Source organism: Pseudonocardia yunnanensis (genome assembly GCF_039534065.1).
Lineage (GTDB): Bacteria > Actinomycetota > Actinomycetes > Mycobacteriales > Pseudonocardiaceae > Pseudonocardia > Pseudonocardia yunnanensis.
In genome coordinates this window covers 23,147-47,008 of the sequence record NZ_BAAAUS010000048.1, presented here as the reverse complement: position 1 = coordinate 47,008, position 23,862 = coordinate 23,147, and the positions used below count along the sequence as shown (strand labels likewise).

Annotated in this window: 22 protein-coding genes; 19 read left to right on the top strand and 3 right to left on the bottom strand. The window is 72.3% G+C overall.

Translation table 11 applies throughout. From position 1 onward, the window contains the following. The first annotated feature begins 2 nt into the window (after positions 1-2). Positions 3-422 carry a transcription antitermination factor NusB gene (gene nusB, locus ABD743_RS36525; protein ID WP_344728096.1) on the top strand — a complete coding sequence of 140 codons (420 nt, stop codon included), beginning with the start codon at positions 3-5 and terminating at the stop codon, positions 420-422. Positions 423-548: 126 nt separating this feature from the next. Here the strand turns inward: nusB and bldD are convergent, their stop codons facing one another. Further along, entirely contained in the window at positions 549-1,031 is a 483-nt protein-coding gene (bldD, locus tag ABD743_RS36520; RefSeq protein WP_169397551.1) for a transcriptional regulator BldD, read from the bottom strand. A 485-nt stretch (positions 1,032-1,516) separates the two neighbouring features. Here bldD and pyrR point away from each other — a divergent pair, with 485 nt between their 5' ends. The 10 genes from pyrR (at position 1,517) to coaBC (ending at position 12,572) form a co-directional block, all read left to right on the top strand. Then, positions 1,517-2,101: a bifunctional pyr operon transcriptional regulator/uracil phosphoribosyltransferase PyrR gene (gene pyrR, locus ABD743_RS36515; protein ID WP_344727959.1), complete on the top strand. Its 585-nt coding sequence runs from the start codon at positions 1,517-1,519 to the stop codon at positions 2,099-2,101. Then, a complete protein-coding gene (locus tag ABD743_RS36510; RefSeq protein WP_344727957.1) occupies positions 2,098-3,042 on the top strand; it encodes an aspartate carbamoyltransferase catalytic subunit in 945 nt (314 codons plus the stop codon). The genes pyrR and ABD743_RS36510 overlap by 4 nt, the downstream gene beginning before the upstream one ends. 23 nt (positions 3,043-3,065) lie before the next feature. Then, on the top strand, positions 3,066-4,358 hold the full coding sequence (locus ABD743_RS36505; protein WP_344727956.1) for a dihydroorotase: 1,293 nt from the start codon (positions 3,066-3,068) through the stop codon (positions 4,356-4,358). After that, positions 4,355-5,530, top strand: a complete 1,176-nt coding sequence (gene carA / locus ABD743_RS36500; protein ID WP_344727955.1) for a glutamine-hydrolyzing carbamoyl-phosphate synthase small subunit — start codon at positions 4,355-4,357, stop codon at positions 5,528-5,530. Before ABD743_RS36505 ends, carA begins: the two co-directional genes overlap by 4 nt. Then, positions 5,530-8,817 (top strand): carbamoyl-phosphate synthase large subunit, encoded by a 3,288-nt coding sequence (carB, locus tag ABD743_RS36495; RefSeq protein WP_344727953.1) that lies wholly within the window; start codon positions 5,530-5,532, stop codon positions 8,815-8,817. Before carA ends, carB begins: the two co-directional genes overlap by 1 nt. A 72-nt stretch (positions 8,818-8,889) precedes the next feature. Next, the gene (gene pyrF, locus ABD743_RS36490; protein ID WP_344727951.1) at positions 8,890-9,717 is read left to right on the top strand and encodes an orotidine-5'-phosphate decarboxylase; all 828 of its coding nucleotides are present in this window, start codon (positions 8,890-8,892) and stop codon (positions 9,715-9,717) included. A 331-nt stretch (positions 9,718-10,048) separates the two neighbouring features. Then, positions 10,049-10,363 carry an integration host factor, actinobacterial type gene (gene mihF, locus ABD743_RS36485; protein ID WP_094928871.1) on the top strand — a complete coding sequence of 105 codons (315 nt, stop codon included), beginning with the start codon at positions 10,049-10,051 and terminating at the stop codon, positions 10,361-10,363. Positions 10,364-10,382: 19 nt separating this feature from the next. Beyond that, a complete protein-coding gene (gmk, locus tag ABD743_RS36480; RefSeq protein WP_344728094.1) occupies positions 10,383-11,045 on the top strand; it encodes a guanylate kinase in 663 nt (220 codons plus the stop codon). A 2-nt stretch (positions 11,046-11,047) separates the two neighbouring features. Next, complete coding sequence (gene rpoZ, locus ABD743_RS36475) at positions 11,048-11,323, top strand: DNA-directed RNA polymerase subunit omega (protein WP_344728093.1); 276 nt, start codon at positions 11,048-11,050, stop codon at positions 11,321-11,323. Positions 11,324-11,351: 28 nt separating this feature from the next. Then, entirely contained in the window at positions 11,352-12,572 is a 1,221-nt protein-coding gene (gene coaBC / locus ABD743_RS36470; RefSeq protein WP_344727949.1) for a bifunctional phosphopantothenoylcysteine decarboxylase/phosphopantothenate--cysteine ligase CoaBC, read from the top strand. Between the two features lie 18 nt (positions 12,573-12,590). Here the strand turns inward: coaBC and ABD743_RS36465 are convergent, their stop codons facing one another. After that, positions 12,591-12,980 (bottom strand): hypothetical protein, encoded by a 390-nt coding sequence (locus ABD743_RS36465; RefSeq protein ID WP_344727947.1) that lies wholly within the window; start codon positions 12,978-12,980, stop codon positions 12,591-12,593. A gap of 268 nt (positions 12,981-13,248) precedes the next feature. Between ABD743_RS36465 and metK the strand changes: the two genes are divergently transcribed. The 5 genes from metK to ABD743_RS36440 all read left to right on the top strand — a co-directional run bounded on the left by metK (position 13,249) and on the right by ABD743_RS36440 (position 20,459). Beyond that, the gene (metK, locus tag ABD743_RS36460) at positions 13,249-14,451 is read left to right on the top strand and encodes a methionine adenosyltransferase (protein WP_344727945.1); all 1,203 of its coding nucleotides are present in this window, start codon (positions 13,249-13,251) and stop codon (positions 14,449-14,451) included. 357 nt (positions 14,452-14,808) lie between these two features. Beyond that, a complete protein-coding gene (locus tag ABD743_RS36455) occupies positions 14,809-17,310 on the top strand; it encodes a primosomal protein N' family DNA-binding protein (protein WP_344727944.1) in 2,502 nt (833 codons plus the stop codon). A 140-nt stretch (positions 17,311-17,450) separates the two neighbouring features. After that, a complete protein-coding gene (gene def / locus ABD743_RS36450; protein ID WP_344727943.1) occupies positions 17,451-17,999 on the top strand; it encodes a peptide deformylase in 549 nt (182 codons plus the stop codon). A gap of 5 nt (positions 18,000-18,004) precedes the next feature. Continuing rightward, on the top strand, positions 18,005-18,940 hold the full coding sequence (gene fmt, locus ABD743_RS36445; RefSeq protein ID WP_344727942.1) for a methionyl-tRNA formyltransferase: 936 nt from the start codon (positions 18,005-18,007) through the stop codon (positions 18,938-18,940). A gap of 67 nt (positions 18,941-19,007) precedes the next feature. Then, the gene (locus ABD743_RS36440) at positions 19,008-20,459 is read left to right on the top strand and encodes an RsmB/NOP family class I SAM-dependent RNA methyltransferase (RefSeq protein ID WP_344727941.1); all 1,452 of its coding nucleotides are present in this window, start codon (positions 19,008-19,010) and stop codon (positions 20,457-20,459) included. Between the two features lie 7 nt (positions 20,460-20,466). Here the strand turns inward: ABD743_RS36440 and ABD743_RS36435 are convergent, their stop codons facing one another. Then, complete coding sequence (locus ABD743_RS36435) at positions 20,467-20,877, bottom strand: DUF1801 domain-containing protein (protein ID WP_344727940.1); 411 nt, start codon at positions 20,875-20,877, stop codon at positions 20,467-20,469. A 145-nt stretch (positions 20,878-21,022) separates the two neighbouring features. Between ABD743_RS36435 and rpe the strand changes: the two genes are divergently transcribed. From rpe to ABD743_RS36420, 3 genes are all read left to right on the top strand, one after another. Beyond that, positions 21,023-21,718 carry a ribulose-phosphate 3-epimerase gene (gene rpe / locus ABD743_RS36430; RefSeq protein ID WP_344727938.1) on the top strand — a complete coding sequence of 232 codons (696 nt, stop codon included), beginning with the start codon at positions 21,023-21,025 and terminating at the stop codon, positions 21,716-21,718. A 99-nt stretch (positions 21,719-21,817) separates the two neighbouring features. Next, a complete protein-coding gene (locus ABD743_RS36425; RefSeq protein ID WP_344727937.1) occupies positions 21,818-22,474 on the top strand; it encodes a riboflavin synthase in 657 nt (218 codons plus the stop codon). Then, positions 22,471-23,856 carry a bifunctional 3,4-dihydroxy-2-butanone-4-phosphate synthase/GTP cyclohydrolase II gene (locus tag ABD743_RS36420; RefSeq protein ID WP_344727936.1) on the top strand — a complete coding sequence of 462 codons (1,386 nt, stop codon included), beginning with the start codon at positions 22,471-22,473 and terminating at the stop codon, positions 23,854-23,856. The genes ABD743_RS36425 and ABD743_RS36420 overlap by 4 nt, the downstream gene beginning before the upstream one ends. The last annotated feature ends 6 nt before the right edge of the window (positions 23,857-23,862 follow it).

The following is a 23,862-nucleotide window of genomic DNA, read 5'->3' as shown; positions in this document are numbered from 1 at the left end:
TGATCCGGGCGCGGACGAGGGCTCGTAAGCGGGCCCTCGACATCCTCTTCGAGTCGGAGGCGCGCGGCGACGACCCGCTCGCGGTGCTCACGCAGCGGCGTGAGACCGACGACGCGCCTCCCGTCTCCGACTACGCCGCGATGCTCGTGGAGGGCGTCGTGCAGCACCGGGATCGCATCGACCAGCTGCTGGCCGAGCACGCCGAGGGCTGGACGGTGGAGCGGATGCCCGCCGTCGACCGCACCCTGCTGCGCATCGGGGTGTTCGAGCTGCTGTGGGTGGACGAGATCGACGACCCGGTGGCGATCACGGAGGCCGTCGAGCTGGCCCGCACCCTGTCCACCGACGACAGCCCGCGATATCTGAACGGTGTGCTGGGGCGCATCGCCGACATCGCAGAGCACCTGCGCGCCACTCGCTGACCAGCGGCGGCGGGCGAGCGCGCGGAGCCCTGCCGGGCGCAGCACACAGCTGCGCCCGTGTGCACGCACCCGGAGTCGCATCGACCGCAGCCCACCGGCGCCCGCGCGCCGATGGGCGTGGCCGGACTATGCGGTGGGGCGGGCCTCGGGTGGGAGCACGCCCCACTCGATGAGCTGGTCGGTGAGCTCGCCCGGCGTCATGTCATAGATGATCGACAGCGACCGCAGGTCCTCGGCGCGGATCGAGAGCACCTTGCCGTTGTAGTCGCCGCGCTGGCTCTGGATGGCAGCGGCGTAGCGCGCCAGCGGCCCGACCTTGTCGGCAGGCAGCTGCTGCAACCGCTCCAGGTTGATGACGATCTTCGTGGCCGGCTCGGAACCGGAGGGAACACGACCCTCAGGAAGCAGCTCGGCGACGGGCACGCCGTAGAAGTCGGCCAGTTCGGCCAGCTTCTGCACGGTGACCGCGCGGTCGCCGCGCTCGTAGGAGCCCACAACGACCGCCTTCCAGCGGCCACCGGACTTCTGCTCGACGCCGTGGAGCGACAACCCCTGCTGCTGCCTGATGGCCCGGAGTTTGCCGCCGAGCGCCTTGGCGTAGTCGCCCATCTGGCGACCTCCTCACTTGCTGGTTCATCGGCCGCGGGACCGAATTCGTACCGGTGGTGCGGGTGTCGTCCGACGCGTCGGTGGTGCGCCGGGTCCCGTCCCGAGGTGGTGCCCCCCGCAACCGCGGCCACCCTGGGAGCAATCAATCAATACGGAGAGTAATCATGCGCTCGCGTGGCCGATCGGTCAAGTTGGCTGCCCCCTCCCGGGGCCGTAGAGCGTGAGGACCACTCGAACGGCTGATCGAGGGTCCCCCGCCAGGCGTTACGCCGCGGTGGCTGCGTCGCTGCCTTCTCCCATGGTGACAGTTCACTGCACCGGCGGCGGCCGGTTCAGGGTGATGTCGCCAGTGGCGGATCCCACGCGGTGTGACGCTCATGATGCCGGGATGCGTTGCAGGGGTTCCCGGCGGGGCTCGCTGGTAGCGTTTCGATCGACCGGATTTCCTTTAAGACCCGTCCGGTGAGGCGGGGAAGGAGCGACTCGTGGCGGACGACCGCCGCGGGGACCCGGCTGGTGCGAGCGCTCCCTCCAGGGAGCTGCTGAGCGCTGCCGATGTCACCCGCACGATCGCGCGTATCGCGCATCAGATCATCGAGAAGACCGCGGGTGCCGAGGGCGTCGTGCTCATCGGCATCCCCACCCGCGGCACCGTGCTGGCCCGCCGGCTCGCCGACAAGATCGCCGAGTTCGAGGGCAGCGCCCCGCCCGTCGGCTCCGTCGACCCCACGCTCTACCGCGACGATCTGCGCAGGCGTCCGGCGCGTGCGCTGGAGGACACCGCCGTGCCCGACGGCGGCCTCGACGACGCGCTCGTGGTGCTCGTCGACGACGTGCTGATGTCCGGACGCACCGTGCGGGCGGCGCTCGACGCGCTGTCCGACCACGGGCGTCCGCGTGCGGTACAGCTCGCGGTGCTGGTCGACCGGGGCCACCGGGAACTGCCGATCCGCGCCGACTACGTGGGGAAGAACGTGCCGACCGCTCGCGATGAGCAGATCCTTGTACTACTGGACGAGGTCGACGGCAGCGACGGCGTCCGGCTGCGCCGCACGGAGCAGGACGTATGAAGCACCTGCTGTCCGTCACCGATCTGGACGCCGCCGCGGCCACCGGCCTGCTCGACACCGCCGACCGGCTCCGGCAGGCGTTGCTGGGCCGCGAGGTGCGCAAGCTGCCGACGCTGCGCGGGCGCACGGTGATCACGATGTTCTACGAGGACTCCACGCGCACCCGCGTCTCGTTCGAGATCGCCGGGAAGTGGATGAGCGCCGACACCGTCAACGTGAGTGCCCGTGGCTCGTCGGTGTCGAAGGGGGAGTCGCTGCGCGACACCTCGCTCACCCTCTCGGCGATGGGCGCCGACTGCGTGATCGTCCGTCATCCCGCGTCCGGTGCGGCCCACCGCCTCGCGAGCTGGATCGACCGCGACCGGGAGACCACGGGCACACACACCTCGGTGGTCAACGCCGGTGACGGCACGCACGAGCACCCCACGCAGGCACTGCTGGACGCAGCCACGCTGCGGGACCGGCTCGGCGGGATCGCCGGGCGCCGGATCGGCATCGTCGGGGACGTGCTCCACAGCCGTGTCGCGCGGTCGAACGTCCAACTGCTGGCCACGCTGGGCGCTGAGGTGGTGCTCGTGGCGCCGCCCACGCTGCTTCCCACCGGCGTCGGCGAATGGCCGTGCCGCGTCGGCACGGAGCTGGACGCGGAGCTCCCCGCGCTGGACGCGGTGATGATGCTGCGGGTGCAGGCCGAGCGGATGCACGGCGCGTTCTTCCCGTCCGCCCGCGAGTACGCGATCACCTACGGCCTCTCGGCCGAGCGCGCCGCGCTGCTGCCCGAGCACGCGGTGGTGCTGCACCCCGGCCCGATGGTGCGGGGGATGGAGATCGCGCCGAGCGTGGCCGACAGCCCGAGCGCGGCGATCCTCGCGCAGGTCGCCAACGGCGTGCACGTCCGGATGGCCGTGCTGTACCACCTCTTGGCCGGAGCCCCGGAATGACGGCCCGCGGACGGAAGGAACACGTGAGCGACCTGCTGATCACCGGAGCCCGGCCCTACGGCGGGGACGCCGTCGACCTGCTCGTGCGCGACGGTGTGGTCACGGAGATGGGCCGCGACCTCGACGCACCGGACGGCGTCGAGGTCCTCGACGCGGGCGGGAACGTCCTTCTCCCCGGGTTCGTCGACCTGCACACCCACCTGCGGGAGCCCGGCGGTGAGGAGTCGGAGGACGTCGCCACCGGGTCCGCCGCCGCCGCTCTCGGCGGCTACACCGCGGTCTTCGCGATGCCCAACACCGACCCGGTGGCCGACACGGCCGTGGTGGTCGAGCACGTGCGCCGTCGCGGCGAGGAGGTCGGGCTGGTCGACGTGCACCCGGTCGGCGCGGTCACGGTGGGCAGCGAGGGCGTCAAGATGGCCGAGCTCGGCACGATGGCGCGCTCGCGGGCCCGGGTGAAGATGTTCAGCGACGACGGCCGCTGCGTGCACGACCCGCTGATCATGCGTCGCGCGCTCGAGTACGCCTCCGCGCTCGACGTCGTCATCGCCCAGCATGCCGAGGACCACCGGCTCACGGGGGGCGCGCAGGCGCACGAGGGCGTTGTCGCGTCCCGGCTCGGGCTGGCCGGCTGGCCCGCCACCGCCGAGGAGACGATCGTCGCGCGCGACTGTGCGCTGGCCCGCGAGGCGGGGGCCGCGCTGCACGTGTGTCACGTGTCCTCGGCGCACACGATCGGCGTGCTGCGGGCCGCGAAGGCGGCCGGGGTGCGGGTGAGCGCCGAGGTCACCCCGCACCATCTGCTGCTCACCGATGCCACGCTCGGCAGCTACGACCCCGTGAACAAGGTCAACCCGCCGCTGCGCACCGGGGCCGACACCAAGGCGATGCGCGAGGCGCTGGCCGAGGGCGTCATCGACGTCGTCGCCACCGACCACGCCCCGCACGCGGCCCAGTACAAGGACACGGAGTGGGAAGCAGCCCGGCCAGGCATGCTCGGGCTGCAGACCGCGCTGTCGGTGGTGGTGCACACGATGCTGGAGCCGGGGTTGCTGGACTGGCGCGGTGTCGCCCGGGTCCTGTCGGAGCGGCCCGCCGAGATCGCCGGGCTGCCCGACCAGGGCCGTCCGATCGCCGTTGGCGAGCCCGCGAACTTCGCGCTCGTCGACCCCGACGGAGTCTGGACGGTGCGGGGCGCGAAGCTCGCGAGCCGAGCGTCCAACACGCCGTACGAGGGCATGCGGTTACCGGCCACCGTGGCGGCCACTGTGCTGCGCGGCCGGATCACCACGAGGCAGGGGGAGGTGCAGGCATGACGGCGATGCTCGTGCTGGAGGACGGCCGGATCTTCCGCGGTGAGGCCTACGGGGCCACCGGGCAAGGGCTCGGCGAGGCCGTGTTCACCACCGGGATGACCGGATACCAGGAGACGCTGACCGACCCCTCCTACCACCGGCAGATCGTGGTGCAGACGGCCCCACAGATCGGCAACACCGGCTGGAACGACGAGGACGACGAGTCGGCGCAGATCCAGGTGGCGGGCTACGTCGTGCGCGACCCGAGCCGCACGCCGTCGAACTGGCGCTCGCGCCGGTCCCTCGGCGACGCGCTCGCGGAGCAGGGGGTCGTCGGCGTGGCGGGCATCGACACGCGCGCGCTGGTCAGGCATCTGCGTGAGCGCGGGGCCATGCGGGCCGGGGTGTTCTCCGGCGATGCGCTGGCCTCCTCCGACGAACTGGTCGGCCGCGTGCTCGCGAGCCCGCCGATGGTGGGCGCCGACCTCTACGGCGCCGTCACGACACCGGAGCCCTACGTGGTGGCTCCGACCGGCCCGCCCCGCCTGCGGGTGGCCGCGCTCGACGTCGGGATCAAGTCGAACACGCCGCGGATGCTCGCCGAGCGCGGCATCGAGGTGCACGTACTTCCGGCGAACACCTCGATCGAAGCGATCGAGGCGCTGAACCCCGACGGGTTCTTCCTGTCCAACGGGCCGGGCGACCCTGCCACGGCGGACGCGCCGGTGGCGCTCACCCAGCAGGTGCTGGAGCGCCGGATCCCGCTTTTCGGGATCTGCTTCGGCAACCAGATCCTCGCGCGCGCGCTCGGCCGCGGCACCTACAAGCTGCGCTACGGCCACCGCGGCATCAACATCCCGGTCGTCGAGCACGCCACCGGCCGCGTGGCGATCACCTCTCAGAACCACGGGTTCGCCGTGGAGGGCGAGGCGGGGGAGCGGTTCGACACCCCGTTCGGGCCTGCCGAGATCACCCACACCTGCCCGAACGACGGCTGCGTCGAGGGCCTGCGGGCGCTCGAGGTGCCCGCGTTCAGCGTGCAGTACCACCCGGAGGCCGCAGCCGGCCCGCACGACGCCGCCGACCTGTTCGACCGGTTCGTGGAGCTGATGGACGCAGGCGCGGCCTCCGGCCGCCACAGTCTGCGCACCGAGACGAGCCATGCCGACGTTCCACAAGGGGAAGACGCCTGATGCCCAAGCGCGACGACATCCGGCACGTGATGGTGATCGGCTCCGGGCCGATCGTCATTGGCCAGGCGTGCGAGTTCGACTACTCCGGCACGCAGGCCTGCCGCGTGCTGCAGGCCGAGGGCATCCGCGTCTCGCTCGTCAACTCCAACCCGGCCACGATCATGACCGACCCCGAGTTCGCCGACGCCACCTACATCGAGCCGATCACGCCGGAGTTCGTGGAGCAGGTCATCGCCGCCGAGCGCCCGGACGCGATCCTGGCCACGCTGGGCGGCCAGACCGCGCTGAACACGGCGGTCGCACTCCACGAGCGCGGCGTGCTGGAGCGCTACGACGTCGAGCTGATCGGCGCCGACATCGACGCCATCCAGCGCGGCGAGGACCGGCTGAAGTTCAAGGAGATCGTGCAGTCGGTCGGGGGAGACGTCCCCCGCTCGTCCGTCTGCCACTCGATGGACGAGGTGCGGACCGCGGCCGCGGAGCTCGGCCTCCCGGTCGTCATCAGGCCGTCGTTCACGATGGGCGGGCTCGGCTCCGGAATGGCGCACTCCGCCGAGGACCTGGAGCGGCTCGCCGGCGCGGGGCTCGCGGCGTCTCCGGTGACGGAGGTGCTGATCGAGGAGTCGGTGCTCGGGTGGAAGGAGTACGAGCTCGAGCTGATGCGCGACCACCACGACAACGTTGTCGTCGTCTGCTCGATCGAGAACATCGACCCGATGGGCGTGCACACCGGCGACTCGATCACCGTCGCGCCCGCCATGACCCTCACCGACCGTGAGTACCAGCACATGCGGGACGTGGGCATCGCCGTGCTGCGGGCGGTCGGCGTCGACACGGGTGGGTGCAACATCCAGTTCGCGGTCAACCCCGCAACCGGACGCCTGGTCGTGATCGAGATGAACCCGCGTGTCTCGCGGTCGTCGGCGCTGGCGTCCAAGGCCACCGGTTTCCCGATCGCGAAGATCGCGGCGAAGCTCGCGATCGGCTACACCCTCGACGAGATCCGCAACGACATCACCGGCGAAACCCCCGCCGCGTTCGAGCCGACCCTCGACTACGTGGTGGTGAAGATCCCGCGGTTCGCATTCGAGAAGTTCCCCGGTGCCGACCCCGAGCTCACCACCACGATGAAGAGCGTCGGCGAGGCGATGGCACTCGGTCGCTCGTTCCCCGAGGCGCTGGGCAAGGCGCTGCGCTCGATGGAGACGTCTGCCGCCGGATTCTGGACCACGCCCGACCCGGACACCGAGCCTGACGTCCACACCGCTCTCGACGGGCGCATCTACGCCGTCGAGCGGGCCCTGCGCGCCGGGGCGAGCGTGGCCGAGGTGGCGGAGCGCTCCACCATCGATCCCTGGTTCGTCGACCAGATCGCCGCGCTCACCGAGCTGCGCGGGGACATCATCGGCGCTCCGGTGCTCGACGAGCCGCTGCTGCGCCGGGCGAAGCGCGCAGGGATCTCGGATCGCCAGCTCGCCGCGTTGCGCCCGGAGTTCGCGGGGGAGGACGGGGTGCGCACGTTGCGCCACAGCCTCGGAATCCGTCCGGTCTACAAGACGGTGGACACCTGCGCGGCCGAGTTCGCCGCGCGCACCCCGTACCACTACAGCGCCTACGAGACCGACCCCGCTGCGGAGTCGGAGATCGCGCCTCAGACCGAGAAGCCGAAGGTGCTGATCCTCGGCTCCGGACCGAACCGGATCGGCCAGGGCATCGAGTTCGACTACTCGTGCGTGCACGCGGTGATGGCGCTGCGGGAGGCCGGGTTCGAGACCGTGATGGTCAACTGCAACCCGGAGACCGTCTCCACCGACTACGACACGGCCGACCGGCTCTACTTCGAGCCGCTCACCTTCGAGGACGTGATCGAGGTCGTCCACGCCGAGCAGAGCAGCGGCACCGTGGCGGGCGTCCTGGTGCAGCTGGGTGGCCAGACGCCGCTCGGGCTCGCGCAGCGGCTGACGGCGGCGGGCGTGCCCGTCGTCGGCACGTCGGCCGCGGCCATCGACCTCGCGGAGGACCGCGGCGCGTTCGGCGAGGTCCTGCGCAACGCGGGCCTCCCGGCGCCTGCCTTCGGCATGGCCACCTCCTTCGACGAGGCACGCGAGATCGCCGAGCGGATCGGCTACCCGGTGCTCGTCCGGCCCTCGTACGTGCTGGGCGGGCGCGGGATGGAGATCGTCTACGACGACGAGACGCTCGCCGCGTACATCTCCCGGGCCACCGAGATCAGCCCCGAACGTCCGGTTCTCGTCGACCGTTTCCTCGACGACGCGGTCGAGATCGACGTCGACGCGCTGTGCGACGGCACCGAGGTCTTCCTCGGCGGCGTGATGGAGCACATCGAGGAGGCGGGCATCCACTCCGGCGACTCCTCCTGCGCCCTGCCGCCCATCACCTTGGGCCGCTCGGTGCTGGAGCAGGTGCGCCGCTCCACCGAGGCGATCGCGCACGGTGTGGGAGTACGCGGGCTGCTCAACGTCCAGTACGCGCTGCACGGCGAGACCTTGTACGTGCTGGAGGCCAACCCGCGTGCGTCGCGCACCGTGCCGTTCGTGTCCAAGGCGACGGCCGTGCCGCTCGCCAAGGCCGCGGCGCGGATCATGCTCGGCGCGTCGATCGCCCAGCTCCGCGAGGAGGGGCTGCTCCCCGCCGAGGGCGACGGCGGCGAGCTGCCGCCCGACGCCCCGATCGCCGTCAAGGAGGCGGTGCTCCCGTTCCACCGCTTCCGCACCCGCGACGGTGAGGGTGTCGACTCGCTGCTCGGCCCGGAGATGAAGTCGACCGGCGAGGTGATGGGCTTCGACGCCGCCTTCGGCGCGGCGTTCGCCAAGTCGCAGGCCGCGGCCTATGGCTCGTTGCCCACGTCGGGCCGCGTGTTCGTCTCGATCGCCGACCGGGACAAGCGGGCAATGGTGTTCCCGGCCCTGCGGCTCGCGGCGCTCGGCTTCGAAATGCTGGCCACGGAGGGCACGGCCGACGTGCTGCGCCGGCACGGGGTGGCCACCACCGTGGTGCGCAAGCACTTCGAGGGTGGCGAGACGATCATCGACATGATCCTCGCAGGCGAGGTCGACATGATCATCAACACCCCGTACGGGAACTCCGGGCCGCGGGTGGACGGCTACGAGATCCGGGCGGCCGCCGTGTCGCGCGGCGTCCCGTGCGTCACCACCGTGCAGGGCGCGGCGGCGGCGGTGCAGGGGATCGAGGCGATGATCGGCGGCACGATCGGGGTGCGGTCGCTGCAGGACGCACACGCGGCCCTGCGAAAGGCGCGCTCGTGACCGTCGACGTGCTCGTTCCCGCGGAGGCGGAATCATGACCGCCGACGTGCTCGTTCCCGCGGAGGCGGAGTCATGACCGTCCAGGACGGCGCCAGGTTCGGCGAACGGCTTGCCAAGGCGGTCTCCCGGTACGGCACGTTGTGCGTCGGGATCGACCCGCACCCGGGGCTCTTGGCCGAGTGGGGCCTCACCGACGATCCGGACGGGCTGGACCGGTTCGCGATGTCGTGCGTGGAGGCGCTCGCCGGGCACGTTGCCGTGGTCAAGCCCCAGTCGGCGTTCTTCGAGCGGCACGGCTCGGCCGGGATCGTGGTCCTGGAACGCGTGCTGATGGCGCTCGCGGAGAGTCCGACTCTGACGCTGCTCGACGCCAAGCGCGGGGACATCGGCTCGACGATGGACGGGTACGCGGACGCTTACCTGGCCATCGGTGCGCCGCTGGCCGCCGACGCCATCACGCTCTCTCCCTACCTCGGTTTCGGCTCGCTCGCCCCGGCGCTCGATGCCGCTACCGACGCCGGGCGGGGCGCGTTCGTGCTGGCCAGGACGTCCAACCCGGAGGGCGCGGAGGTGCAGCTCGCGGAGCGGGCGGGTCGCAGCGTCGCCCAGGCCGTGGTGGACGCCGCAGCCGCCCGCAATGCCGAGGTCGCGCCGCTCGGCGACGTCGGAGTGGTGATCGGGGCAACGAACGACCACGGCCTCGACCTGTCGCAGCTGAACGGCGCGGTGCTCGCACCCGGGCTCGGCGCGCAGGGGGCCGGTCCATCGGACATCAGGGCCCGATTCGCCGCCGTGAGCGGGATCGTGCTGCCCGCGGCGGCCCGATCGGTGTTGTCGGCCGGGCCGGACCCTCTCGATGTACGCGCGGCGGCTGAGCGGTTGCGCGACGATCTGACGTGACCAAGTCGGTTCCGGACAAAACGGACGTGGCCCATGGAGATCACTTCACAAGCCAAGGGCGTTAGTTGCTTCTGACAGCATCTGCGACATTTGAACACCCGTCAGGGGGACGGTATCCACCGTGCGGTGAACGGGCGGGTCGTATACCCGTTCCCACCCTTTCACGTGGTATCGGTGAGATGTGTGTCAGCCGAAAGAACCTCCAGGTGGCACCCCCCGTTTCCCCTTCCGTGGTAGGCGTGAGTACGTTCGGTGATAGCCGCGGCACGCCCGCGACGGTGGTGAGGATGCGCCCTGATTCCAGGCCGCACGAGGAAAGACGGAGGAGACCGTGGCCCTTCCCCAGCTGACCGAGGAACAGCGCGCAGCAGCCTTGGAGAAGGCGGCTGCGGCGCGCCGGGCCCGGGCCGAGCTGAAGGACCGGCTCAAGCGCGGGGGAACCACCCTTGGGGAGGTTCTCAAGCAGTCCGACACTGATGAGGTGCTGGGCAAGATGAAGGTCTCGGCGTTGCTCGAGGCCATGCCAGGCGTCGGCAAGGTCCGTGCCGCTCAGATCATGGAGCGGCTCGAGATTGCGCCGTCGCGTCGTCTGCGGGGCCTCGGCGACCGGCAGCGCAAGGCGCTGCTGGCCGACTTCGAGTCCTGAGCGAGCTTGCGAGCTCAGGATCAGTAGCCGCACGGGCCCGCACGGGCGGAGGGGCCGGCTGGTAGTTCTGGCCGGTCCCTCCGGCGTCGGCAAGAGCAGCGTGGTCACGAGGCTGCGCGCGCAGCTACCCACGCTGTACTTCAGTGTTTCCGCCACCACCAGAGACCCACGCGCCGGTGAGATCGACGGCGTGCACTACCGCTTCGTCGGGCCGTCGGGCTTCGATGATCTGATCGAGCGCGGAGAGCTGCTCGAATGGGCCGAGATCCACGGCGGCCTACAACGCTCCGGCACCCCTCGCGAGCCCGTCGAGGAGGCGCTCGCCGCCGGACGCCCGGTGCTCGTCGAGGTCGACCTGCAAGGCGCACGGGCCATCAAGGCCGCCCTTCCGGAAGCCATCACAGTCTTCCTGGAGCCGCCCTCGTTCGAGGAATTGGCCCGGCGCCTGCGCGGGCGTGGCACCGAGTCGCAGCCGCAGTTCGAGCGTAGGCTCGAAACAGCGCGCGAGGAGATGGCCGCCCGCCGCGAGTTCGACGTGGTCGTGGTCAACGACGAGTTGAAGGACGTGGCGGCGCAGTTGGTAGAATTGTTGGTCGGCCCGTCTCACGTCGATCCGTCGCTCGCTCGACCCGTCCGTGACCCGGTCCCGACGCCCGACCACACCCAGGAGTCTTCTTCGTGAGCATGCCGCTGACCGCCCCCGTAGCCGGTGCCACCCCCGAGGGCATCACCAACCCGCCCATCGACGACCTGCTCGGGCAGGTCAGCTCGAAGTACGCGCTGGTGATCTACGCAGCCAAGCGCGCCCGCCAGATCAACGACTACTACTCGCAGCTCGGCGAGGGCCTGCTCGAGTACGTCGGCCCGCTCGTGGAGCCGGGCCCGCGCGAGAAGCCGCTCTCGATCGCCATGCGCGAGATCCAGGCCGGGCTGCTCGAGCACACCGAGGGCGAGCAGTAACCCTCGATCTCCTGTCGCGAGGTCGGACATGAACTCCCTGACTCCACCCCGGGTGCTGCTCGGGGTGGCCGGCGGTATCGCGGCCTACAAGAGCGCCGAACTGCTGCGCCGGCTCACCGAGACCGGCCATTCGGTGCGTGTGCTTCCCACGGCCTCGGCCCTGGAGTTCGTCGGCGCCGCCACGTTCGAGGCGCTCTCGGGGCAGCCGGTGCACACGGGCGTGTTCACCGACGTGCCATCGGTGCCGCACGTGAAGCTCGGCCAGGAGGCCGACCTCGTGGTAGTGGCCCCGGCCACGGCCGATCTCATGGCCCGTGCCGCCGCAGGTCGCGCTGACGACCTGCTCACGGCGTCGCTGCTCACCGCTCGGTGCCCGGTGTTGTTCGCCCCGGCCATGCACACCGAGATGTGGGAGCACCCGGCCACGCGTGCCAACGTCGAGGTGCTGCGCTCCCGCGGCGTCGTCGTTCTGGAGCCCGCGTCGGGCCGCCTCACCGGGAAGGACTCCGGCGCGGGGCGGCTGCCCGATCCCGTCGAGATCGCCGAGTTCGCCCGCCTGCTCCTCGAACGTGGCGACGCGTTGCCCCGCGATCTGGTCGGCCGTCGTGTCGTCGTGTCCGCAGGGGGCACCCGCGAGGCGCTCGACCCTGTGCGCTTCCTCGGCAACCGGTCCTCGGGCCGGCAGGGCTACGCGATCGCCCGGGTGGCGGCGCAGCGCGGAGCGGCCGTCACGCTCGTGGCGGCACACACCGCCGATCTCGGCGATCCCGCCGGTGTCGACGTCGTCCGCGCCGGCTCTGCGCTGGAGCTTCGCGACGCCATGCGCGCGGCGGCCAAGGGCGCCGATGCCGTGGTGATGAACGCTGCGGTGGCCGACTTCCGGCCCAGCGCCCTTGCCGGGCACAAGATCAAGAAGGACGGGAACGAGCCACCGCCCCTCGCTCTCACCCTCAATCCCGACATCCTCATCGAGCTCGTGGGGGCGCGCGAGCCCGGCCAGATCGTGGTGGGCTTCGCCGCCGAGACCGGTGACGCCACCGGGGACGCCTTGCACCACGGCCGGGTCAAGCTCGCCCGCAAGGGTTGTGACCTGCTCGTCGTCAACGCGGTGGGCGACGGCAAGGCCTTCGAGGTGGCCGAGAACTCCGGGTGGCTGCTGGGCGCCGACGGCAGCGAGACCGAGCTGGGGGCGGGCTCCAAGGCGCTTCTGGCCTCCCACCTCTGGGACGCAGTGGCGGCCCGCCTCTGACCCGGGGCCGGGCAGGCGTCAGCCGCGCACCGCGGTCTGTTGCCTGGGGTTCGGCGTGACAGCCACGTTCTGGTCCGGGGTGTTCGGCACGGGATCGGCCACGGTGGTCTCGGCTGTGGAGACGTACTGCAGTGCGGCCCATCCACCCAGGTCCGTCAGCTCGACGTACCCACCGCGCGTCGGGCCGAGTCGCGTCTCCGAGCGAGCCCGGCACACCGCGACGACCGGCGCCGCGGCGTCCGGCTCGGCGCGCACATTGAGGTTCTCGACGCACCTGCCGGGCGGGGCCGCTGTGGCCGTTCCGGCGACCAGTCCCATGAGGCCGGCGACCCCTATCGCCACCACGGCGCCGACCGCAGCCGTCCGGCGCCCCGGTCGGTACTCGAATGTGGTGGGTGCCTTCATCATCGCGTTCCTCCCCGAGGTGGGCATGCGCTGCGGCGGTCGTCCACCGCTCCCAACGAGGAGTCGCGGAATCGATCCGGTCGGGGGATCCAATTCACCGGAAAGAGTGATCGCGCCGAAATGTCGGCGATGCGATCACCCTGTGTCAGAGGGCGAGTCGAGGGCCACACCTCGCAGGTCGCGCGCATCGGTCGACTAGGCTCGACGGTCGGAGATCACCTGAGCAGCGGTCGCGGAAGTGGCGATCGAGCGATAACGGACGGAGTACGGCGTGGCGAACGCAGGCCGGCGGTTGTTCACCAGCGAGTCGGTGACCGAGGGTCACCCGGACAAGATGTGCGACGCCATCAGTGACACGGTGCTCGACGCGCTCCTCGCTCAGGACCCCCGCAGCCGTGTGGCCGTGGAGACGCTCGTCACCACGGGCCAGGTGCACGTCGCCGGAGAGGTCACGACCAGCGCCTACGCCGACATCCCCACGCTGGTGCGGGAGAAGGTCCTCGAGATCGGCTACGACTCGTCGGCGAAGGGCTTCGACGGAGCGTCCTGCGGGGTGAACGTGGCGATCGGCGCGCAGTCGGCCGACATCGCCCAGGGCGTCGACACCGCCTACGAGAGCCGCGTCGAGTCGAGCGAGGACGAGATCGCCCGCCAGGGTGCGGGCGACCAGGGCCTCATGTTCGGCTACGCCAACACCGACACCCCCGAGCTGCTGCCGCTCCCGATCGCGCTCGCCCACCGGCTGGCCCGCCGGCTCACCGACGTCCGCAAGTCCGGCGTGCTTCCGTACCTGCGGCCCGACGGCAAGACCCAGGTCACCATCGAGTACGACGGCGACAAGGCCGTCCGGCTCGACACGGTCGTGGTCTCGAGCCAGCACGCCGCCGACATCGACCTGGACGGCATGCTCGCCCCCGACATCCGCGAGTACGTCGTGGACCCCGAGATCCGGGAGCTCGGGCTCGACGTCGGGGACCTGCGGCTGCTGGTCAACCCGACCGGCCGGTTCGTCGTCGGCGGCCCGATGGGTGACGCGGGCCTGACCGGCCGCAAGATCATCGTCGACACCTACGGCGGGTTCGCCCGCCACGGCGGCGGCGCGTTCTCCGGCAAGGACCCGTCGAAGGTCGACCGGTCCGCCGCGTACGCAATGCGCTGGGTCGCCAAGAACGCGGTGGCCGCGGGCCTGGCCGAGCGCATCGAGGTCCAGGTGGCCTACGCCATCGGCAAGGCGGCCCCCGTCGGCCTCTTCGTCGAGACCTTCGGCACCGAGCACGTCGACCCGCAGAAGATCCAGTCGGCGATCACCGAGGTGTTCGACCTGCGCCCGGCCGCGATCATCCGCGACCTCGACCTGCTGCGCCCGATCTACGCGCAGACGGCGGCGTACGGCCACTTCGGCCGCACCGACGTGGACCTGCCGTGGGAGAGCATCGCGCGTGCCGACGCGCTGAAGGCCGCGGCCGGCGCCTGACGCGAGCCTGCAGCCGCTCATTTCGTTCGCCGCCGGTCCTGTGGACGGACGGTCCGACCGGGCCGCCTGTCCACCGGGACTGTCGGATGCCGTCGTCACGATGGCGGCATGAACATGACACAGCGCCCCCGTCGGCTCGCCGGTCTCCACCCGGCTGGGCTCGCCGTCGTCTCGGAGGCGGCCACGGGGGAGGAGGCGCCTGCCCGGCTTCCTGGCGGCGTGCCGCCTGGTGCACTCACAACCGGGCACGGAGCACTGGTTGGCGGTTCCGAGCAGGTTGTCGGTGCCGGCAACGGTCTGTCGCGGGCCGGCCCGATGTCGTCTGGTAGACCGGGCGGCCGGCAGCGAGGAGGTTCCGTGGCCCGACCCGCCCGCAACCGCGGTGAGTGGCGCCCGGCCGCCCGACTGCCGGTGGCGCGCGTCGCGGTCGACGTCGCGCTCGCCCACCTGGACCGCCCGTTCGACTATTGCGTACCCGAGCATCTCGACTCGGTCGCTGTGCCGGGGGTGCGGCTGCGGGTGCGCTTCGCCGGGCGTCTGGTCGACGGCTTCCTGCTGGAGCGGGTGGCCGAGTCCGCCCACACCGGCAAGCTCGCCTGGGTGGAGAAGGTGGTCTCACCCGAGCCCGTGCTCAGCCCGGAGGTGGCCGCGCTCTGCCGCACGGTCGCCGACCGGTACGCGGGCGTGTTCGCCGACGTGCTGCGCCTCGCCGTGCCGCCCCGCCACGCCCGGGTGGAGAATGAGGCGCCCAAGGAGCCCGCCTCGCGTGCCACCGAGCCGGGCGACGAGCAACAACCGGCGGATTCCGCCGTCCCGGCTGTCGTGGAGCCTGCCCGGCGGTCCGGGGGCGATTCCGTAGCGGTCAGTGCTGTTCCCGAGCTCGTCCCCGCTGGCGCACCCACGGGGCGGCCCGCGCACTCCGCCGGCGCAACCGCGCATCGGCCGGGCGGCGAGCCCGACCACGCCGGGGGTGGTCCCGGGGCCGACTCCGGTGACGGGCCCGCGGGGCAGCCTGGGGATCCCGCCGATCTTCCTGTCCCGGAGCACGTGCAGCGGCCTGGAACCGGGTCCGTGGTTCCGGCCGGTGGAGCGCGTGTCGACCAGCTCGATGGCGAGCCGGCGGAGTCCGCGGACGAGGCAGGTGGTGGGCCAGAGGAGCCTCCCGGGGGCTCTACGCAGCGGCCCGGCGTCGTATCCGACGCGTGGCGCCGATACCAGCGCGGGCCTGCCCTGCTCGACGCGCTCGCCGGTGGCCGGGCCGCCCACGCTGTCTGGCAGGCACTGCCGGGAGAGTGCTGGCCCGAGCGGCTCGCCGAGGCCGCCGCGGCCACGGTCGCCGCGGGGCGCGGAGCTGTGCTCGTCGTACCCGACCTGCGCGACGTCGCGGCGCTCCACGACGCCTGCGCCGCTCGGCTGGGTGCCGGTGAGGTGGTCGCGCTCACTGCCGAGCTGGGTCCGGCGGAGCGGTATCGCCGGTGGCTCGCGGTGCGCCGCGGGCAGATCCGGGTCGTGGTGGGCACGCGGTCGGCGGCGTTCGCCCCGGTGGAGAGGCTCGGCCTGCTCGCCGTCTGGGACGACGGCGACGATCTGCACGCCGAACCCCGGGCTCCCTACCCGCATGTCCGCGACGTGCTCGTGCTGCGGGCCCACAGCGCGGGGGCGGCGCTGCTGGTGGGCGGCTTCGCCCGCACCGCGGAGGCCCACCTGCTCGTCGAGTCCGGGTGGGCCCGCGAGGTCGTCGCCGATCGCGCCACCGTCCGCGCCGCCATGCCCCGGATCACCGCGCTCGAGGAGACCGCAGGCCAGTTCGCCCGCGACCCCGACTCGCGTGCCGCCCGGCTGCCCCACATCGCATTCGAGGCGGCCCGCTCGGCGCTCGGTTCCGGGCTGCCGGTGCTCGTGCAGGTACCGCGGGCGGGGTACCTGCCCTGGCTTGCCTGCGGTGCCTGCCGGGAGACCGCCCGCTGCCGGCATTGCGCGGGCCCACTCGGCCTCGTCCACCAGGCCGGACGTGCCACGGCCGGAGCTGACGCGCGCCCCACCGGTGCGGGACGCGCCGGGCCCTCAGACGCCGCGTCCGCCGGGCTTCCGCATTGCCGCTGGTGCGGCCGGGCCGACAGCGCGTTCCGCTGCCCGGCCTGCGGGTCACGGCGGCTGCGGGCCGGGGTCGTCGGGTCCGGACGCACGGCCGAGGAGCTCGGGCGGGCGTTCCCCGGCATCACCGTTCGCCTGTCCGGCGGGGGTGCACCGGTGCACACGGAGGTGGCCGCCCGGCCGGAGCTCGTGGTCGCCACCCCCGGTGCCGAGCCGCGCGCCCCAGGCGGCTACGGCGCTGCGCTGCTGCTCGACGGGTGGGCGCTGCTGTCGCGGCCCGACCTCCGTGTGGCCGAGGAGACGCTCCGGCGCTGGATGGCCGCTGCGGCGCTCGTCGTCCCGCACACCCGTGGCGGTCGGGTGGTCGTCATGGCCGATGCCGCGATCCCGGTGGTGCAGGCCCTGGTGCGCTGGGACCCCGCGGGCCACGCGGCGGCCGAGTACGCGTCGCGCGCCGAGGTCGGGTTTCCGCCGGCGATGCGGATGGCGGCCGTGGAGGGCACAGCGGCGGCCGTCGCGGAGGTTCTGGCGGAGCTGCCGAAGGCGGTCGAGGTGCTCGGGCCGGTCGAGCTCGACCCGGTCGGGCCGGGCGCGGGCGGCCCCGGCGACGAGCCGCCCGAGATCCGCGAGCGTGCGCTGCTGCGGGTGCCGCGTGCCGAGGGTCGGGCCATGGCCGCGGCCCTCCACGCCGCGCAGGCGGCGCGCACCGCCCGCAAGGTGCCCGATCCGGTGCGGGTGCGCCTCGATCCCGTGGAGATCGGCTGACCGCCGGCGGCGGGTCGGTCCGGTCCGGACCCCGACTCCGGCGTGGCAGAATTGAGGGCTGCGCCTACCCGCTCCGTTCGTTTGCCCGCTGTCTTGTTTGCCCGCCGTTCGTTTGCCTGTCGTTCGTCGCAAGGAGATCTGTGTCCGTCCAGCCGATCAGGCTCTTCGGCGATCCCGTGTTGCGCACCCCGGCCGTCGAGGTCACCACCTTCGACGCCGAGCTGCGCAAACTGGTCGCCGACCTCACCGACACGATGCACGACGAGGGTGGCGCGGGCCTCGCCGCGCCGCAGCTGGGCGTCGGCCTCCGGGTGTTCACCTACGACTGCGACGACTTCGCGGGGCACCTGATCAACCCGACCTTCGATGTCGTGGGTGACGAGGAGCAGATGGGGCCGGAAGGGTGCCTGTCGATCCCCGGGCTGCGGTGGGACTGCCGCCGGCACCTGCACGTGGTGGCCCACGGCTGGAACGAGCACGGTGAGCCGGTCACGGTCGAGGGGAGCGAGCGGCTCGCCCGCTGCATCCAGCACGAGACCGATCATCTCGACGGCGTGCTGTTCGTCGACCGGCTCGACGCGGAGACCCGCAAGCAGGCCATGGCCGAGATCCGGGCCGCCGAGTGGTTCGGTGCCCCCGCGCCGCGCGTCGAGGTCAGCCCGCATCCCCTCTTCGGCAAGGCCAGGTAGTTCCCGTGAAGCTCGTGTTCGCCGGCACCCCGGAGCCCGCGGTGCCGTCCCTACGGGCGCTGCTCGAGTCGCCGCGGCACGAGGTGGCCGCGGTGGTCACCCGTCCCGATGCTCCCGCAGGCCGGGGCCGCAAGCTCGTGCGGTCGCCGGTGGGAGCCCTCGCCGACGAGGCCGGCATCCCCGTGCTCACCCCCCGCCGCCCGTCGGATCCGGATTTTCTCGCCCATCTCGGCGAGCTCGCGCCGGACTGCTGCCCGGTGGTCGCCTACGGCGCGCTCGTGCCTCGTGCCGCGCTGGACATCCCGCGCCGCGGCTGGGTCAACCTCCACTTCTCGCTCCTCCCGGCCTGGCGCGGTGCCGCACCGGTGCAGGCCGCGGTGCGCCACGGCGACGAGGTCACCGGCGCCACCACGTTCCTGCTCGAGGAGGGCCTCGACACGGGGCCGACGTTCGGCGTGGTCACCGAGACCGTGCGCCCGACCGACACCTCGGGTGACCTGCTGGATAGGTTGGCCACCTCCGGGGCGGCGCTGCTGCTCGCCACCATGGACGGCATCGCCGCCGGCACCCTGCGCCCGCAGCCCCAGCCCTCCGACGGGGTCTCGCACGCACCGAAGGTGACCACCGCGGACGCCCGCGTCGAGTGGGCACTGCCGCCGCTGGCGGTCGACCGCCTGATCAGGTCGGTCACACCGGAGCCCGGTGCGTGGAGCACGTTTCGTGGTGACCGGCTCGGGCTCGGGCCGGCGGCACCCGTGACGGACGCCGAGCCACCCGTGCTCAAACCGGGGGAGCTGCACGTGGAGAAACGCCGGGTCCTGGTCGGCACGGCCACGGCGCCCCTGCAGCTGGGTGAGGTGCTCCCGGTCGGCAAGCGCGCGATGCCGGCCCCCGACTGGGCACGCGGGGCACGCATCGAGCCTGGGGAGCTGCTGACATGACCCTTCCTCGTCGGCCCCCCGACCTACCGGCCAACGCCGCTGCCAGGGCTTCGCGCGGGTGGGCAGCGTGAGCGCCCCCGGACGGCGGCCCCGCAGGCGGCCCGGACCCGAGCCCGGCGGCACCCATCGTCAGGCCGGACCACCACGGGGGCGCACGGGACCGCCGCGTCCACCGGAACCGGATCCGTCGCGCCAGGCGGCGCTCGAACTGCTCACCGCGGTGCGCGTGCGCAATGCCTACGCCAACCTGGCACTCCCGGCGATCCTGCGGCGCCACCGTCTGCGCGACCGGGAGGCGGCGCTCGCCACCGAGCTCGGCTACGGCACGTTGCGGGCCCGCGGGTTGCTCGACACGGTGATCGAGGCCTGCACGGACCGGCCGCTGATCCGTGTGGAGCCCGCGCTGCTCGACGCCCTCCGGCTCGGGGCCTACCAGCTCCTGCGTACGCGGATCCCGGCCCATGCGGCTGTGGACACCACCGTGGAGCTCGTGCGCGGCGATGCGGGGAGCCGGGCAGCGGGCTTCGTCAACGCGATCCTGCGCAAGGTGGGGGAGCGCGACGAGCAGGCCTGGGTGGAGCGACTGGCTCCACCGGCCGACGAGGACCCGGTGGGCCACGCGGCGATGGCGCACGCCCATCCCCGTTGGATCGCCCAGGCGTTCGCCGACGCCCTGCGCGCCCCGGAGGAGCTCGACGCCGCCCTGGCCGCCGACGACGCCCGACCCGCGGTGCACCTGTTGGCGCGGCCTGGCGAGATCACCGCGGAGGAGCTGGCCCTCGTGACGGGCGGTGAGGTGGCGCCGTACTCCCCGTACGGGGTGCACCTCGAGCCGGGCACCGGCGACATCGGCGAGCTCGACGTGGTGAGCGAAGGGCTCGCCCTGGTGCAGGACGAGGGAAGCCAGCTGGTGGCGCTCGCCCTCACACGGGCCGAGCTCACCGGTGACGGCACGGGCCAGTGGCTGGACCTGTGTGCGGGCCCGGGCGGAAAGACCGCGCTTCTCGGCGGCATCGCCGCCCTCGAAGGCGCTGCCGTCGACGCTGTGGAGGTGAGCACCCACCGGGCCGACCTGGTGCACCGGGCCACCGACGGTCTGCCGGTCACCGTGCACACCGCCGACGGACGCGAGGCGCCGTTGCCCGATGGCGCCTACGACCGCGTGCTGGTGGATGCGCCGTGCACCGGGCTCGGAGCGCTGCGCCGGCGCCCCGAGGCGCGCTGGCGGCGGCAGCCGGAGGACGTGTCCGGGCTGACGAAGCTTCAGCGCGAGCTGCTGACGGCGGCGTTGCGCCATGTGCGGCCCGGCGGAGTGGTGGCCTACGTGACGTGCTCCCCACACCTCGCCGAGACGCTCGGCGTGGTGACCGGTGTGCTGCGCAAGCATCCGAAGGTGGAACAGCTCGACGCCAGGCAGTACCTGCCCGGCGTGCCGGATCTCGGCGACGGCCCCAGCGTGCAGCTCTGGCCGCATCGGCACGGAACCGACGCCATGTTCCTCACGCTGCTGCGTGCGTGAACCGGGCTCAGCGGGCTTTGCCGCCCTTGCCGGCGGCAGCCCGGTCGAGTGCCCAGTCGACCGCCAGGTCGAGGTAGTCGACCACCACGTCCTCCTCGCTCGCTCCGGCGTCGACCTCCACGCGTACATCCCGCGTACGGCGGCCTTCGCCGAGTAGACGTCCGTGGGGATCCGGCAGGTCGCCCCCGTGCTCGAAGCCGACGTTGACCCCACCGTCGCGGGGGAACAGCGCACACACGTAGCCGGCGCGCGGATGGTGGAAGGCGAGCCCGTGCCATCCGGAATTGACGCGCTCGCGAAGGTCGGGATGGGCGGCGCGAACCACGGCGCGGAGCCGGTGGACGAGTGCCGCGACAGCAGGCAGCTCGCCGGCGAGCAGCTCCTCGAGCTGCTCGTCGATCGACACGGGTGCTGGCATGGAGACAGTGAAGCGCGTGGCACCGACAGTTCCGGCAGCGGCACCTGGAACGCCAGCCGTGCCGCCGAGCAGCTGCGAGGCGCTACCGCCGGCCGGTCAGGCGGTCGACCGGGCCGCCCACCGCCCGCCGCGTAACCTTCCGCGCGTGCACCCGTTCATCGCCCCGAGCATTCTCGCGGCCGACTTCGCGCGGCTCGCTGACGAGGCCGCCGCTGTGGCCGGCAAGCCCGATCGCGGCGCCGACTGGCTGCACGTCGACGTGATGGACGCTCACTTCGTGCCCAATCTCACAATCGGGCTGCCGGTCGTGGAAGCGCTGCTCCGCTCCACGGACATTCCGCTGGACTGCCACCTGATGATCGAGGATCCCGACCGTTGGGCGGTGGGTTACGCCGAGGCGGGCGCGCACAATGTGACTGTGCACGTCGAGGCGGCGCACGACCCGGTGGCCCTCGCCGCGGATCTGAGGGCGGCCGGGGCGCGGGCCGGTCTCTCGATCAAGCCGGGCACGCCGCTGGAGCCGTACGTGGAGACCTTGCGCCACTACGACACCCTCCTCGTGATGAGCGTGGAGCCGGGGTTCGGCGGGCAGAGCTTCATGCCGGACGTGCTCGACAAGGTGCGTGCGGCGCGCCGGATGGTGGACACCGGCCACCTCACCCTGCTGGTGGAGATCGACGGCGGCATCAACGAGGCGACGATCGAGGCGGCGGCCGAGGCGGGGGTGGATTGTTTCGTGGCCGGCTCTGCCGTGTACGGCGCCGAGGACCCGGCGCGGGCGGTGGAGGCGTTGCGGGAGCAGGTGGTGCGCGCGTCGCCGCACCGAGGGTGGACGTCCTGAACAGGCGTGCCCCCCGGCGAGGATGATCGCGCGGGTAAGGATCAGCGGCGGCTCGCGTTGTACACAGTGCAGCTGCGGCGGCGGAAGGGGAGCTCCCAGATGTTCACCGGGATCGTCGAGGAGATCGGCGAGGTGGTCGGTGTGCGCGAGAGTGCCGAGGTGGTGGTGCTGACCGTTCGCGGCCGGACCGTCACCTCGGACGCCCGGCACGGTGACTCGATCGCCGTGAACGGCGTGTGTCTCACGGTGGTGGATCCGGACGGGAGCACCGACGGCACATTCACCGTGGAGCTCGTGCCCGAGACACTGAAACGCTCGAGCCTCTCGGCGGTGGCAACGGGAGCACAGGTGAACCTGGAGCGCGCCGTGCCCGTGACGGGTCGGCTCGGCGGTCACATCGTGCAGGGCCACGTCGACGGCGTGGCGACGCTGCTCTCCCGTACCCCCGGCGAGCGCAGCGACGAGCTGCGGTTCAGCCTTCCGCCGGAGCTGGCGCGGTACGTGGTGGAGAAGGGCTCCATTGCTGTGGACGGCGTGTCGCTGACCGTGGCAGGCGTGACGTCCGACAGCTTCGTGGTGGCACTGATTCCTACGACCTTGTCACACACCACACTCGGTTTGCGGGAGGTGGGGGATACCGTGAACCTGGAGGCTGATGTCGTCGCGAAGTATGTGGAACGGCTCGCTGCCGGGTACGTCGGTGGTGACCGCCCCGCTGGCGCGGTGACCGTCGGCGAGGAGGCCAGAGCCCGGTGAGCGGGGCAGAAAACGGTGGTCCGGTGAACGGTGGGTCGATGGACGGACAGGAATCCGCGGAGGAGGCGACGCCCGGCACCGCCGGTGGCGCCGCGAACTCGGCCGGAGCGCCGCTGAGCGGCTTCGAGGCGATCGAGCGGGCAGTGGCCGACCTCCGTGCGGGCAAACCCGTGGTAGTGGTCGACGACGAGGACCGCGAGAACGAGGGCGACCTGATCTTCGCGGCCGAAATGGCCACGCCGGAGCTCGTGTCGTTCATGGTGCGCTACACCTCCGGCTATATCTGCGTGGCGCTCACCGAGCAGGAGTGCGACCGCCTCGACCTGCCTCCGATGCACCACTCCAACGGCGACAACTTCCGCACCGCGTTCACGGTGACGGTGGACGCGAAGGCGGGGATCACCACCGGGATCTCGGCCACCGACCGGGCTCACACCATCCGGCTGCTGGCCGACCCGGCCGCGGGCCCCGCCGACCTGGTGCGTCCTGGCCACGTGCTGCCGCTGCGGGCCCGTGAGGGCGGCGTGCTGCGCCGGGCCGGGCACACCGAGGCGGCCGTGGACCTCGCTCGGCTCGCCGGGCTCTCCCCGGCGGGCGCACTGTGCGAGATCGTGTCGCAGAAGAACGAGGGCGACATGGCGCGCGGCGACGAGCTGCGCGTGTTCGCCGAGGACCACGACCTCACGCTGATCACGATCTGTGACCTGATCGCCTACCGCCGCCGCTTCGAGAAGCACGTGGTGCGCGTGGCGCAGGCCCGCATCCCCACCGCGCACGGCGACTTCATCGCCTACGGCTACGACTCGCTGCTCGACGGGATCGAGCACATCGCGATGGTGCGCGGCGACGTGGGCACTCCGGAGAGCAGCGGGGAGGACGTGCTGGTGCGGGTGCACTCCGAGTGCCTCACCGGCGACGTGCTGGGCTCGATGCGCTGCGACTGCGGCCCGCAGCTCGACGCGGCGCTGGCCGCCGTGGCCGAGGAGGGCCGGGGCGTGGTGCTCTACATGCGCGGCCACGAGGGCCGGGGGATCGGCCTGCTGCACAAGCTGCAGGCCTACCAGCTGCAGGAGGCCGGAGCCGACACCGTGGATGCCAACCTCGCGCTCGGCCTGCCGGCCGACGCACGGGACTACGGCATCGGCGCGCAGATCCTGGCCGACCTCGGCATCAAGTCGATGCGGCTGCTCACCAACAACCCCGACAAGCGCGCGGGCCTCGAGGGCTACGGTCTCACCATCATCGGCCGCGTGCCGTTGCCGGTGCGGGCGAGCCGCGAGAACCTGCGCTACCTGCGCACGAAGCGCGACCGGATGGGCCACGACCTGCCCGGTCTCGACGAGGTGGCCCCGCCCGTGACGGCGGACGGGACAGGCACGTGAACGAGG

Excerpts from the sequence above, each read along its gene's own strand:
- ABD743_RS36465 (WP_344727947.1), bottom strand. The coding sequence starts at position 12,980 with ATGATGAAGGCACCCACCACATTCGAGTACCGACCGGGGCGCCGGACG.
- ABD743_RS36510 (WP_344727957.1), top strand. The coding sequence starts at position 2,098 with ATGAAGCACCTGCTGTCCGTCACCGATCTGGACGCCGCCGCGGCCACC.
- ABD743_RS36425 (WP_344727937.1), top strand. The coding sequence starts at position 21,818 with ATGTTCACCGGGATCGTCGAGGAGATCGGCGAGGTGGTCGGTGTGCGC.
- pyrF (WP_344727951.1), top strand. The coding sequence starts at position 8,890 with ATGACCGTCCAGGACGGCGCCAGGTTCGGCGAACGGCTTGCCAAGGCG.
- bldD (WP_169397551.1), bottom strand. The coding sequence starts at position 1,031 with ATGGGCGACTACGCCAAGGCGCTCGGCGGCAAACTCCGGGCCATCAGG.
- carB (WP_344727953.1), top strand. The coding sequence starts at position 5,530 with ATGCCCAAGCGCGACGACATCCGGCACGTGATGGTGATCGGCTCCGGG.
- rpoZ (WP_344728093.1), top strand. The coding sequence starts at position 11,048 with ATGCCGCTGACCGCCCCCGTAGCCGGTGCCACCCCCGAGGGCATCACC.
- carA (WP_344727955.1), top strand. The coding sequence starts at position 4,355 with ATGACGGCGATGCTCGTGCTGGAGGACGGCCGGATCTTCCGCGGTGAG.
- ABD743_RS36435 (WP_344727940.1), bottom strand. The coding sequence starts at position 20,877 with ATGCCAGCACCCGTGTCGATCGACGAGCAGCTCGAGGAGCTGCTCGCC.
- coaBC (WP_344727949.1), top strand. The coding sequence starts at position 11,352 with ATGAACTCCCTGACTCCACCCCGGGTGCTGCTCGGGGTGGCCGGCGGT.